The following is a 12,053-nucleotide window of genomic DNA, read 5'->3' as shown; positions in this document are numbered from 1 at the left end:
TTCTAAATCATCAGTATTGCTTAACACAGCCGTCGAATTTATTCCCATGAATTCATTCCATTTTTATCGTACCCAAACTATTGAATTACAAACATAAAGAAAAGTCTAGCATAATCTATCAAATTTTCTAGAAATATTTTCTTTTTGGTAGTTTAAAAACACTGTCTTATTTCAATACTGTAACTATGGGCATTTTATCAAAGTGGTGAAGGAGGGTATTGCTGTGGAAGTTATGACGAATCATGGGTTTCGAAAAACGTTAAAATACTTGCGTGCTTTTATTATCATTAGTTTGATAGGCTTTGGCTGCATGTTCGTTGTTTTTCTTGGAATTCTTGGTTATGCCAAAATTCTTGGCGCACCGCCGTTGGCTGTCCCGCAATCCACACTGTTCTTTGCCAATGATGGATCGTTAATCGGTGAGAGCAACAGCGGTCAAAAACGGTACTGGGTACCTCTCGAAGAAATTTCACCAGATTTAATCCATGCGACCATTTCCATTGAAGATAAAAACTTTTATGAACATAATGGCTTCGACTATAAACGGATTGCAGGCGCAATTCTTGCCGATGTAAAAGCAGGTGCGAAGGTCCAAGGCGCCAGCACCATCACCCAGCAATACGCACGGAATCTCTTCCTTGAGCACGACAAAACATGGTCACGGAAATTGCATGAAGCCTTTTATGCGATCCGTATTGAAATGAACTATTCCAAAGAAGAAATCTTGGAAGGCTATTTGAACACGATTTATTATGGTAACGGTGCCTACGGTGTCCAAGCAGCCAGCCAATTTTATTATGGAAAAAATGCTTCTGAGTTATCCCTTGCTGAGAGCGCGATGTTAGCCGGGGTTCCAAAAGGTCCTAGTTACTATTCGCCACTGGAATCATTAGAAAATGCTACAAAGCGCCAAGGGATTATTTTAAACACAATGGTTGAAAACGGTTATATAAAAAAAGAAGCTGTCCAAAAGGCAAAGGCCACGCCGCTTACATTTGTCGGTGAACATCCACATAAACGGGTAGAGGCAGCGCCTTATTTTCAAGATGCCGTAAAAAATGCTTTAAAAAATCAACTCCAGCTTGATGAACGGACCATCGCTCTTGGCGGCTTAAAAGTATATACCACACTCGATCTAAAACAGCAGCAAGAGGCTGAAAAACAAATTCAGGATACTATTGCGAGTGGTTCCGAAATCCAAGTCGGTCTCATCGCAATGGACCCGAAAAACGGATATGTAAAAGCCATGGTCGGCGGCCGCAATTATGAACAAAGTCCATTTAATCGGGCGGTTCAAGCGGTTCGTCAGCCGGGCTCAACGATAAAACCTATCTTATATTACGCGGCACTAAGTCATGGCTTTACACCATCCTCTACAATGAGAAGTGAACTAACAACCTTTAAACTGGATGATGGCCAAACAGAATATTCACCGCATAACTTTAATAACAAGTATGCTGATGGTGAAATTACACTTGCTCAAGCCCTTGCCGTCTCTGATAACATTTACGCTGTTAAAACTCACCTTTTTATGGGGACTGAAACCCTCATTAATCAAGTTAAGAAGTTTGGTATTTCAACAAAAATGGATAAAGTTCCATCGCTGGCTCTAGGAACCTCAGGCGTGCGTGTCATTGATATGGCAAATGCCTATAGTCTTTTTGCCAACGGCGGTAAAAAAGTAACCCCTACACTTATTACAAGAGTAGAAGATTATAATGGCGATGTTATTTTTGAAAGTAATACTGAAGCAGAAAAAGTCTTAGACCCTGCTAAAGCTTTTGTCATGACACAAATGATGACAGGGATGTTTGATAAAAAGCTGAACGGCTATGCGAAGGTAACGGGCAACTCCCTGATTGATGACATTACACGTCCTTATGCTGGAAAATCTGGCTCGACAGAAACAGACAGCTGGATGATTGGGTATACACCTCAGCTGGTAACGGCGGTTTGGGCTGGTCATGATGTTGGAAAACCAATAACCCTAACAGCTGAAAAAAGTTATGCTAAAAAGATTTGGGTAAAGTTTATGGAGGAGTCGCTAAAAGGTAAGCCAGTCAAGGCCTTTAGCCCGCCGAAAGAAGGAGTCATAGGTGTTTATATTGACCCTGAAAACGGCAAGCTAGCTTCAAAGGATTGCCCTGTCCGCCGGTTTACCTACTTTGTTACTGGAACCGAGCCGACAGAATACTGTACTGATCATTTAAATCATAAAGAAGATAGACCAAAAGGAAAGAAACAGGAAACAAAGGACCCATGGTATAAGAGGATTTTTAATTGGGGTAATTAAAAGGCTCTAGATATGAATGTTCGCAGGTGTGATAGCTGGATTAAATGGAAAAGCTCCGGGGATTGGTCTCCGGAGCTTTTCCTGTCCTAGTCTTACAGTGTTTACACACTGCATATATTTTACAACTTTTCGGCAAAAATTGCTATTGTAAAAAATGATTATTCTACAGCTAATCCCTTTTTCAGCTCTTCCGCTGAGTTATTCCACATATCTTGATTGTGATTTTGGAGAAAATCGGATAGAATTTTCTTCGATTTATCGTCCATATGATCGACGATGATATGACGCTTCAATGATTTATCCATTCTGTTTACATGTTCAGGAAGTGATTTGTAACCGCGGCGGATTTCACGGTCCACAGTCATTTCACAGGCCGTAACTCCCGCATAATAAGGACCCTCTTGCTTTCTGTCCACAGTCACCCAAACCAGCCAGTATGGTTTCGCATTGGGAACTTCTTCTTTGGTCTTAAGGAATTTAATTCCCTTTTCAACCACACTGCGTGCATGCATAGCGCCCACATCAATAACCGCGTCACCAGCATCGACATCTATAATGACCGGGGAAACATTATCAAGGCTTAATGCTCCCTTGCCAAAGCCTTTATGTCCATCCGTTGGATCAGGTTTTATAATATTAAAGCCAAGTGGTTTTTTCTTATTTTCTTCCATTAAAAATTCTAACCTCCTATGTTAAAAAAACAAATTATAAAAGAAATTATTTAATCCCTGCCAGAGTCCAGGGATAATGAATTGGAAAATCGGCTGAATGGTGTAACGATCAAGAGGAGTAATCACCAATATCAGAAAAATTAATACGCCGTACTGTTCAAATTGAGTCATTTTTGCCCGAATATGGTTTGGAGCTAAATCCTCGACAATCCGATAGCCATCCAGTGGCGGAAATGGCAATAAATTAAAGACAAACAGCACGAGATTAAGCCAGTTAAAAATCTCAAAAAACTCAAATATACCTGGGAGATTTCCTGCTAACCCTGTCCGTGCTAATCCAAATGCCATCAAAAAACCAAGTGCGGCTAGGACAAGATTACTAAGAGGACCAGCTACAGAAACTAATATACCTGCAAGGCGCGGTTTTTTAAAGAAAAAACGGTTAACGGGCACCGGACGAGCCCAGCCGAATCCGGCAATAAAAATTAAGATTGTCCCAAATGGATCGAGGTGCTTCAGTGGGTTCAATGTCAAACGCCCCTGCTTTTGAGCCGTATGATCTCCGAACTTATAGGCGACATAAGCATGTGCAAATTCATGAAACGTGAACGCGATCATCAATGTAATCGCGACATAGGGAATTTCCCTTAATGAATAGGCAAGAAATCCTTCCAAATTAGTTTCCCCATTTCTCCTCTTTTTTCCTATAAGTATACCTTAAACTGGATATAAAATGAAAATGTTTGCTAAACTATCCTTGTAGTAATCAAAGGAGGAATACATAATGCCATATGTGACTGTAAAAATGCTTCCAGGACGTACAGATGATCAAAAAAGAGCACTTGTTGAAAAAGTAACGGACGCTGTCAGTGAAACGACTGGCGCTCCAAAAGAGGCCGTTGTTGTTTTTATTGAAGAAATGCAGAAAGAACATTACGGTGTTGCCGGCGTTAGAGCAAGCGACAAATAAGAATAGTGGAGGCGCCTAGGCGCCGAAGCTGGACATAATGAAAAAAGTGTCCGTGTCTTTGAAGGCAGCTTCAAAAACGCGGACACTTTTCTAGTTAAGCTTAGCTTTTAATGCAGCAATATAAGCATAGGCCTGGTCAATTTCTTCTTCTGTATAGCGCTGGCTGCTTTTTAACGTAAATACTTTGTCGGTTACTTCTTCTTTCGATAGATTATCAAAATATAAAACCGTCGAAACTAGCTCGAGGAATCTAGCATTCTGCTCGTTCATGTCTTCAAGGCAATCTTGTAAAAATGGCATCTCGACTTCATTTAAGCTTAAAAACTCTTTCCCCGTATCTGTCAGCGTATAGCGATATTGAAAATAGCCGCCTTTTTTCTCTTTTATTTCATTGAGAAAACCCATATTGCAAAGCTCTTCAACACGCAGCGTTAGCTCCTCAGAATATGGACCATAAAAATGAAACTGAAACCGCTCGTGGAACGGAAAGGACACCTTTTTAGCAATGTATATCATCTTCTGCAGCTTTTTTCTCCCAATAATCTCTCCGGATACTAAAACAGCCTGCATCAGCTTGGCATGATCTTTTAACAACACAGTCATCTCCTACTCCAGGATTATATCTCTAATAGGGTACGTATTTGTCTTTTTATGTCTGTTTCCGAGGATTCATCCTGTAGGAAATCACCGGGGTAATATAATTTATGGTCGGTTCTCCTCTTACCAGAGATGGCATCCACAATCTCGGACTCCCGGGAAAGCTCCTTCAATTCCCCGCTTTTCATTAATAAATGAATTGGCAATCGCTCTTCTTCTTCACCTGGACGATAGAAATCGTATGGTAAATCAGAAGATGAATCGACAACTAAGTAATATTCCGGGTCAATCCCTGCTTTTTCAAAAAGACGGGTCAGTTCAGCGAGCTTCTTATATTCCTTTGCAGGGTCAAACTCGGCATATTTAAAAAGATTACGGTTCACAAATCGCCGGCAAAGGTCGCTTAAAATATCGTCGTCCTCTTCCTGCCAGATTTGGAAGTAATACAATATAATGGATTCATCTAACTTTAAATAGTCTTCTAGCGTTACTTTATCGGTAAAAAAAGTATAAAAGTGCAACGGTTCATTTTTAAAAGAATAGTTGTTTTCATACAGCTGCTTGGCACGGTGAAGAATTTTGGTCAAAATAACCTCAGCACTGCGGGACACAGGATGAAAGTATACCTGCCAATACATCTGATAGCGGCTCATAATATAATCCTCAACCGCATGCATACCGCTCTTTTTAATGACTACTTGGTCTTCTTGCGGCCTCATGACACGAAGAATCCGCTCCATATCAAATTGGCCATAGCTCACTCCGGTAAAATAAGCGTCTCGCTGCAAATAGTCCATCCGATCGGCATCGATTTGACTGGAAATCAAGCTGACGACTAGTTTTTTTGCAGATGTTTTCGCAATCACCTCAGCAACTTGCTGAGGAAAATTCGGACTAACCTTTTTTAGAACAGCGTTAACCTCTGTATTTCCTAAAACGATATTCTGGGTAAAATCTTCATGGTCAAAATCGAAGACTTTTTCAAACGAATGGGAAAATGGGCCATGCCCTAAATCGTGGAGAAGTGCAGCACATAGGGTTAGGAGGCGGTCATCATCATTCCATTCCGGTCTGCCTGCAAACACATCATCAATGATACGGCGGACGATTTCATATACTCCGAGAGAGTGGTTGAAACGACTGTGCTCAGCTCCATGGAACGTTAAAAAAGTGGTTCCGAGCTGTTTAATACGGCGCAGGCGCTGAAACTCTTTTGTTCCGACTAGATCCCAAATGACACGGTCACGTACATGAATGTAGCGGTGAACAGGATCTTTAAACACTTTTTCTTCACTCAGTTTTTCCGCCGAATATAGCATTGCTTTCCCTCTTCCTCTAAACTTTCTTCTATTATATCCCAATTTCCAGCAATTTTCTGCAGGATTTTTCGACAATCCTATAAAAAGAAAAATCACCTTCGTTCGTAAGAAAAAGGTGATTATTTTAGCTTTTTATTTACTTTCTCCATTAATTCCTCTTCCGTTAGGGCAGCAACCGGACGGTTATTGACAAAGGCAAATGTTTTCTTCCGGCCAGGTCCACAATAAGATTGGCAGCCAACTTTGATTTCAGCTTCAGGATCCAATTCTTTCAAACGAGGGATTAATGTCTTTAGATTCACGGCCTGACAATCATCACAAACGCGGAATTCATTTGACATTACTTCCACCCTTTCTTATCTATTACTACTATTTTAGCCAACTTTATAACCGTTTAACTCCTTAGATATCTTACAATTTCTTTTAATTCATTGCAAGTTGCTTTTCTTTAGCAATCCTACCAACTCTTTCAGTTAAAAAAACTATTATCCTTGCAGACATTTTGGTATAAACCTTGACAAACTTGTCCAAGATAAGACTAGAACTTTTAAAAACTCATCTCGAGTTAATCGTAATTATTATTTAGGGAGTTGAAAAGATATGAAAGTAAGGCAAGATGCATGGACAGATGAAAATGATCTTTTGTTAGCTGAAACCGTTCTTCGACATGTACGCGAGGGCAGTACCCAGCTAAATGCTTTTGAAGAGGTAGGCGACAAGTTAAATCGGACTTCTGCAGCGTGTGGATTCAGATGGAATGCCGTTGTGCGCCACCGCTATGAAAAAGCATTGCAATTAGCAAAAAAACAACGGAAACAGAGACAAAGAGTACTAGGGAAAGACCAAGGAGGAAAGAAGAAGTTACTCTACAATCCTCCCGTACCTGCTGCTGATGACTTTGAAACACTTTCAGCACCAGTGGAAGTACCAATGGAAACTTCCTATGAAATGCCAGATTTAACGGTGGAAGCTGCCGAGGAAACGTATGTAAAACCTGAAGTGTATGTGAAGCAGCCGGTTCAAACGTACAGACCATCCGTACCAGCAGGTGGTTTATCGCTTGATAGCGTGATTGATTACTTACAAAACTTCAATCATGCGAATCTGCAAAATGAAGCATTAAAAAGTGAGAATGAAAGATTAAAGCGTGAAATTGCAGATCTGCGCAGACAAAATGAGGAAATGGCAGCAAAAATTGAAGGCCTCGAGCAAAATACCGAAACCATCCAAGAAGATTACGAGACACTCATGAAAATTATGAACCGTGCTCGTAAGCTTGTATTATTCGAAGAAGAAGAAAGACCTGCGACAAAATTCAAAATGGACCGCAATGGGAATTTAGAGAAGGTCGCTGAGTAAGATAATCTGGGAGAAGAACAATATCCTCTTTAAGAAAGCCGTAAATCCTTTTGAGATTTACGGCCTTTTACATTTCATCCAGTTTTAGATTTCGTTCCACGATTCTTTGGTGATAACCGGGGAGAAGTTCTAGTTCAAATTCATTTAAAGATCCCGAATACAGATGTTCGGTGTTGTTTTTTAATTGGTTTAATAGACGCAGTAAACAATCCGAGATGGTTAAAGGTGTTTCCAAAAGCTCAGATAGTGACGCCATTACTTCCGGGAAAATCTCCGGATATGTAAATTTTGAAGGCTGCTCTTTTTTGGCAATTTCATAAAACTGTTTAATTACCTCGGCACGCTCACTGCCGCTCCCATTGACACACAAATAAATTTGTACCGCCACCCCTTTTTTGAGCCGGCGCTGTGAGATACCCGCAAATTTTCTTCCTTTGATACTAAGGTCATAGCTTCCCGGACAATAGGAGCCAACGATTTCTCTTGCCTCGATACTCTTATTAAAATCAGCAAACATGTTTTCAACAAGCTGCCACATCGTATCGTAGCCTCGGTTGATATCAATACCCTTTTCACTCTCAGGTAATATCAACGATATATTTAGGACCCCTTCATCGAGGACAACCGCTAAGCCGCCCGAATTGCGTACAATGGACTGATAGCCCTGTTCCCTTAGAAACTGCCTTCCTTCTTTTAAAAATGGCAGTTTCGTATCTTGTATCCCGAGAACGATGGTATTGTCATGAACCCAGGTTCGTGCCGTTGCTGGAGCCTTTCCTGAGCCGACTGAGGCACAAAGTGTATCGTCTATCCCGAATGACTGTAACGCTTGAAAATGCCTGCCAGCGGCGGATTGATCGATAATCCTCCATTCTGGCTGACGTAATAAACCTTCCATATTGGTTTCTCCTCATAATAGGTAGTAAGTTTATTTTAGCAAAAAGAAATAGCCAGTCCAACACTGGACTGGCATGATCCGTCTTATTTTATTCCTTGCGCCGCTGTGATTAATGCTAACTTATAAACATCTTCTTCGTTACAGCCGCGTGAAAGGTCATTCACAGGTTTATTTAACCCTTGAAGGATTGGTCCTACTGCTTCAAATCCGCCTAAACGCTGGGCAATTTTGTAGCCTATGTTTCCAGCTTCCAGACTTGGGAAGATAAACACATTTGCATCCCCTTGAAGTGGTGAATTTGGTGCTTTACTTTTTGCAACAGATGGAACAAATGCCGCATCAAATTGGAACTCACCATCAATCACTAATGATGGGTCACGACGTTTTGCTTCTTCCACTGCCCCTGAAACTCTCTCTGTTTCTGGAGATTTTGCTGAACCCTTTGTTGAAAAGCTCAGCATAGCGATTCTTGGCTCGATATCAAACATATCTGCTGTTTTCGCACTTTCCACGGCAATTTCCGCTAAATCATTGCTGTCTGGCGCAATATTGATGGCACAATCAGCAAATACATATTTTTCATCCTCGCGAACCATGATGAAGACGCCAGATGTTTTCTTCACGCCTGCTTTTGTTTTAATAATTTGTAAGGCAGGACGAACTGTGTCTGCTGTAGAGTGCGCCGCACCACTTACCAAACCGTCCGCTTTATTTAGATACACCAACATGGTGCCAAAATAGTTTTCATCTAATAAGATTTTTCTGGCGTCCTCTTCAGTTGCTTTTCCTTTTCGGCGTTCAACAAACGCTGCTACTAGCTCGTCCATTGCCGCATAGCTTGCAGGGTCATAGATCTCAGCTGCATCTAAGGAAACCCCAAGCTCCTGTGCCTTAGCCTGAACTTGTTCGATATTTCCAATCAAAATAGGAGTTAGTCGCTTTTCCTCAGCCAGTCTGCTTGCAGCTCGGACAATTCTCTCATCTAAACCTTCAGGAAAAACGATTTTCATATCGCGACCGGATAATTTTTGTTTTAAGCCTTCAAATAAATCAGCCATCTTACATCCTCCCTAAATATATCTACCTAATTTAGCATACTTTACCTGTGGAAAAATTCAACTCAGGCAGCGTTTACATGACAAATGTTCTTTTATTCAAAAAACTTCACACTTCTCTTTACTATTACCTCTTTTCTAAAAATTATCCGTGGTGGTTTATTCGAGCGAGTCTTGGTCAAACTATGTTATAGTAAAGATTGTAAATAAGAAGAATGATTATTTAGGAGTGATTGTAATGAGTGAAGCAGCTCAAACGCTTGATGGCTGGTATTGTCTGCATGATTTCCGTACCGTTGATTGGACAACTTGGAAAATGCTCTCGAGTGATGAACGCCAATCCGCGATTCACGAGTTTTTAAGTCTAGTTGAAAAATGGAATCACACGCAAGAACGTAACGAAGGCAGTCATGCTTTATATACAATTGTTGGTCAAAAAGCAGATTTCATGATGATGATCTTACGCCCAACCATGCAAGAACTTAATGAGATTGAAACAGAGTTTAATAAAACAAAATTAGCAGAATATACAATTCCTGCACATTCGTATGTATCCGTTGTGGAGCTAAGCAATTATTTGCCTGCCGGTGAGGATCCATACCAAAACCCACAAATTCTTGCTCGTTTATATCCGAAATTACCTAGAACAAAGTATGTTTGTTTCTACCCAATGGATAAGAAACGTGAAGGTAACGATAACTGGTATATGCTCCCGATGGAAGAGCGCCGCAATATGATGCGCAGCCACGGAATGATTGGCCGTACATATGCAGGGAAAGTAAAGCAGATCATTACAGGTTCCGTTGGTTTTGATGACTATGAATGGGGCGTAACGCTTTTTGCAGAAGATGTTCTTCAATTTAAAAAGCTTGTCTATGAAATGCGTTTTGATGAAGTAAGTGCACGCTATGGTGAATTCGGTGCTTTCTTTGTTGGTAACCTATTAGAAGCGGAAAGAGTTTCTCGATTCTTACACGTTTAATCAGAAAGTTCTCGGCGTATGCTGAGGACTTTTTTTCTAGTTTTCATGAGTCATATTTCCCTTTCTCTCCTCATACTAATAAAACAGCGAGTCTAGAGTTTTAGCTCCGAATCAACTCATATCGGACCTTCCCGATTGTCACCAATTAAAGGTCTTTAGAGTATGAATAGTCTGTTGGGCATTCATTTCGTTATTTTTTAGGAGGGGAAAACATGAGTCAATATTATAATCAACAAGGGTATCAGCCTTATCCCGCTAGACAACAAGCAGGGAATCAATTTCAAGGGCAAGGACAAGGATTTTTTCCTGGTACACAACAGCAAGGATTCCCGCAGTTTCCACCGGCTAGTGCACCTCAGTCACCGCCCGGAACTGTTCAGCCGCAAGGAATGCTGCCGTTAGAGCAATCGTACATCGAAAATATTTTACGCTTAAACAAAGGGAAATTAGCAACGGTATATGCCACTTTTGAAGGCAACAGCCAATGGAATGGGAAGAAATTTGTCGGCATTATTGAAGCTGCAGGTCGTGATCATCTCATTTTAAGTGATCCACAAACTGGCCAGCGTACGCTCATCCCAATGGTTGCTTTTGATTATGCTACATTTGATGAAGAACTTGAATACGAATACCCTTTTGGGGGTTCACCTGGTTTAAGTACTTTCCCGCCAAGATAATAGTAAAAGGCATTGGAACTCAAGTCCAATGCCTTTTACTATTTTATAAATCTTTTACCGTGCCAATGATCATTAAAATCCAACCTGCTAAGAAGCAAACTCCTCCAAGCGGTGTGATAGCGCCAAGTACTCCTATTTTCGTTAAGCTTAATACATAGAGACTGCCGCTAAAAAGAATAATCCCAATTAGAAATAACCAGCCTGACCAAGTGAAGAATGTACTCGCTGCCACTTTACCTAGCAGGATTCCAATCACCAAAAGTGCTGTTGCGTGAAACATTTGATAGGTAACGCCTGTTTTCCAAATATCTAAGTAATAGGGATCTAGCTTATCCTTAAGTCCATGAGCTCCAAAGGCTCCAAGTGCCACCGCTAAAAAAGCGTTAATTGCACCGATAATAATAAATGTTTTCATGTTCTCTCCCCCTCGTCCACATTTTTTGGTTTAGCTGTTTTAATATGGTCTGTTGATTTCCGCTCCACTAAGGAAAGCTTCTTCGAATAATCACCGCAGGGACAGGCGGTTTTTGCCTGTCGCGAGGCACTTCGCTTTCCGCGGGCGGTCCGGGGAGCCTCCTCGGCGCTTAAGCGCCTGCGGGGTCTCCCCTGCCCCATCCTCCCGCAGGAGTCTTCGTGCCTTCCGCTCCAATCAACAGAATGCAAAAATTCATTTAGTACTGACACAGCCTAGCCTTCTATTAAAAATCAAATAGTGAATCGCCGTTTGCTTCGTCTTCCATTTCTAGTTTTTTTGGTTGATTTAATGTTACTGGCTGCTGAAAGGATGGCTGTACGGTTACAGGCTGATAGGCAGGGACAGGCTTTAGCGGTGCTTCCTGCTGCCTTTGTTTTTCATCCAGAATCAGCTCGCATAATATTTTAATAGAGTACACTTTTTCCCGCAAGTTTTCTTGCTTTGTGCTGTTTTTTGCCAGCGTCAATTCCTCTTCGATTTTCCTTAATAATTTATCTACAGATATATTCACGATTTTATAAACTCCTCTATAGCATTCTTTATATCATCATCATACCAAATCTGACAGCTAAATAGAAATTCGACATGTTTCACGTGAAACATGTCGATTTATAAAAAGGGCTCTGGTAAATGAGGCTGTTGATGTACGCTCCAGGTATTAGCAAAAGTAAAATTAGCGGAGACATTCCGGTTAAATGCAGAATGGAGCCTGTTTTGGGGTTAATAAGGGGAGGTTTTCCGGTTAGGCAAAGCAATC

At 41.0% G+C, this 12,053-nt stretch carries 14 protein-coding genes; 5 read left to right on the top strand and 9 right to left on the bottom strand.

All coding sequences use genetic code 11. The features are described from left to right. Positions 1–223: 223 nt before the first annotated feature. Positions 224–2,293, top strand: coding sequence for a transglycosylase domain-containing protein (locus tag BANA01_RS21905; protein ID WP_063254762.1), 2,070 nt, complete (start codon positions 224–226; stop codon positions 2,291–2,293). Positions 2,294–2,451: 158 nt separating this feature from the next. Here the strand turns inward: BANA01_RS21905 and BANA01_RS21900 are convergent, their stop codons facing one another. Beyond that, a complete protein-coding gene (locus BANA01_RS21900) occupies positions 2,452–2,964 on the bottom strand; it encodes a YwhD family protein (RefSeq protein WP_063254761.1) in 513 nt (170 codons plus the stop codon). Positions 2,965–2,985: 21 nt separating this feature from the next. After that, positions 2,986–3,639 carry a site-2 protease family protein gene (locus tag BANA01_RS21895; protein ID WP_063254760.1) on the bottom strand — a complete coding sequence of 218 codons (654 nt, stop codon included), beginning with the start codon at positions 3,637–3,639 and terminating at the stop codon, positions 2,986–2,988. A 109-nt stretch (positions 3,640–3,748) separates the two neighbouring features. Here BANA01_RS21895 and BANA01_RS21890 point away from each other — a divergent pair, with 109 nt between their 5' ends. Continuing rightward, positions 3,749–3,934 carry a 2-hydroxymuconate tautomerase gene (locus BANA01_RS21890; RefSeq protein WP_045515968.1) on the top strand — a complete coding sequence of 62 codons (186 nt, stop codon included), beginning with the start codon at positions 3,749–3,751 and terminating at the stop codon, positions 3,932–3,934. A gap of 90 nt (positions 3,935–4,024) precedes the next feature. Here BANA01_RS21890 and BANA01_RS21885 read toward each other — a convergent pair whose 3' ends face one another. From BANA01_RS21885 to BANA01_RS21875, 3 genes are all read right to left on the bottom strand, one after another. After that, positions 4,025–4,528, bottom strand: a complete 504-nt coding sequence (locus tag BANA01_RS21885; protein ID WP_063254759.1) for a YwgA family protein — start codon at positions 4,526–4,528, stop codon at positions 4,025–4,027. A gap of 23 nt (positions 4,529–4,551) precedes the next feature. Then, a complete protein-coding gene (locus BANA01_RS21880) occupies positions 4,552–5,850 on the bottom strand; it encodes an HD domain-containing protein (RefSeq protein ID WP_063254758.1) in 1,299 nt (432 codons plus the stop codon). A gap of 119 nt (positions 5,851–5,969) precedes the next feature. Further along, positions 5,970–6,191 (bottom strand): YuzB family protein, encoded by a 222-nt coding sequence (locus BANA01_RS21875; RefSeq protein WP_063254757.1) that lies wholly within the window; start codon positions 6,189–6,191, stop codon positions 5,970–5,972. Between the two features lie 259 nt (positions 6,192–6,450). Between BANA01_RS21875 and BANA01_RS21870 the strand changes: the two genes are divergently transcribed. Continuing rightward, a complete protein-coding gene (locus tag BANA01_RS21870; RefSeq protein WP_063254756.1) occupies positions 6,451–7,209 on the top strand; it encodes an RsfA family transcriptional regulator in 759 nt (252 codons plus the stop codon). A 67-nt stretch (positions 7,210–7,276) separates the two neighbouring features. On the opposite strand, the gene lipL is transcribed toward BANA01_RS21870, so the two are convergent. Beyond that, positions 7,277–8,107, bottom strand: coding sequence for an octanoyl-[GcvH]:protein N-octanoyltransferase (lipL, locus tag BANA01_RS21865; protein ID WP_063254755.1), 831 nt, complete (start codon positions 8,105–8,107; stop codon positions 7,277–7,279). A gap of 83 nt (positions 8,108–8,190) precedes the next feature. Then, positions 8,191–9,165 carry a phosphate acetyltransferase gene (gene pta / locus BANA01_RS21860; protein WP_063254754.1) on the bottom strand — a complete coding sequence of 325 codons (975 nt, stop codon included), beginning with the start codon at positions 9,163–9,165 and terminating at the stop codon, positions 8,191–8,193. Positions 9,166–9,400: 235 nt separating this feature from the next. On the opposite strand from pta, the gene hemQ reads away from it, so the two are divergent. Both hemQ and gerQ read left to right on the top strand, forming a co-directional pair. Next, positions 9,401–10,144, top strand: coding sequence for a hydrogen peroxide-dependent heme synthase (gene hemQ / locus BANA01_RS21855; RefSeq protein WP_063254753.1), 744 nt, complete (start codon positions 9,401–9,403; stop codon positions 10,142–10,144). A 212-nt stretch (positions 10,145–10,356) separates the two neighbouring features. Further along, positions 10,357–10,821, top strand: a complete 465-nt coding sequence (gene gerQ, locus BANA01_RS21850; protein ID WP_063254752.1) for a spore coat protein GerQ — start codon at positions 10,357–10,359, stop codon at positions 10,819–10,821. A 43-nt stretch (positions 10,822–10,864) separates the two neighbouring features. Here gerQ and BANA01_RS21845 read toward each other — a convergent pair whose 3' ends face one another. Both BANA01_RS21845 and BANA01_RS21835 read right to left on the bottom strand, forming a co-directional pair. Continuing rightward, complete coding sequence (locus BANA01_RS21845) at positions 10,865–11,236, bottom strand: DUF423 domain-containing protein (protein ID WP_063254751.1); 372 nt, start codon at positions 11,234–11,236, stop codon at positions 10,865–10,867. A 283-nt stretch (positions 11,237–11,519) separates the two neighbouring features. Continuing rightward, positions 11,520–11,807, bottom strand: a complete 288-nt coding sequence (locus tag BANA01_RS21835; RefSeq protein WP_063254749.1) for a YwdI family protein — start codon at positions 11,805–11,807, stop codon at positions 11,520–11,522. Between the last annotated feature and the right edge of the window lie 246 nt (positions 11,808–12,053).

Source organism: Neobacillus niacini NBRC 15566 (assembly GCF_001591505.1).
GTDB classification, from domain to species: domain Bacteria; phylum Bacillota; class Bacilli; order Bacillales; family Cytobacillaceae; genus Neobacillus; species Neobacillus niacini.
This window is presented reverse-complemented; position numbering and strand designations above follow the sequence as displayed.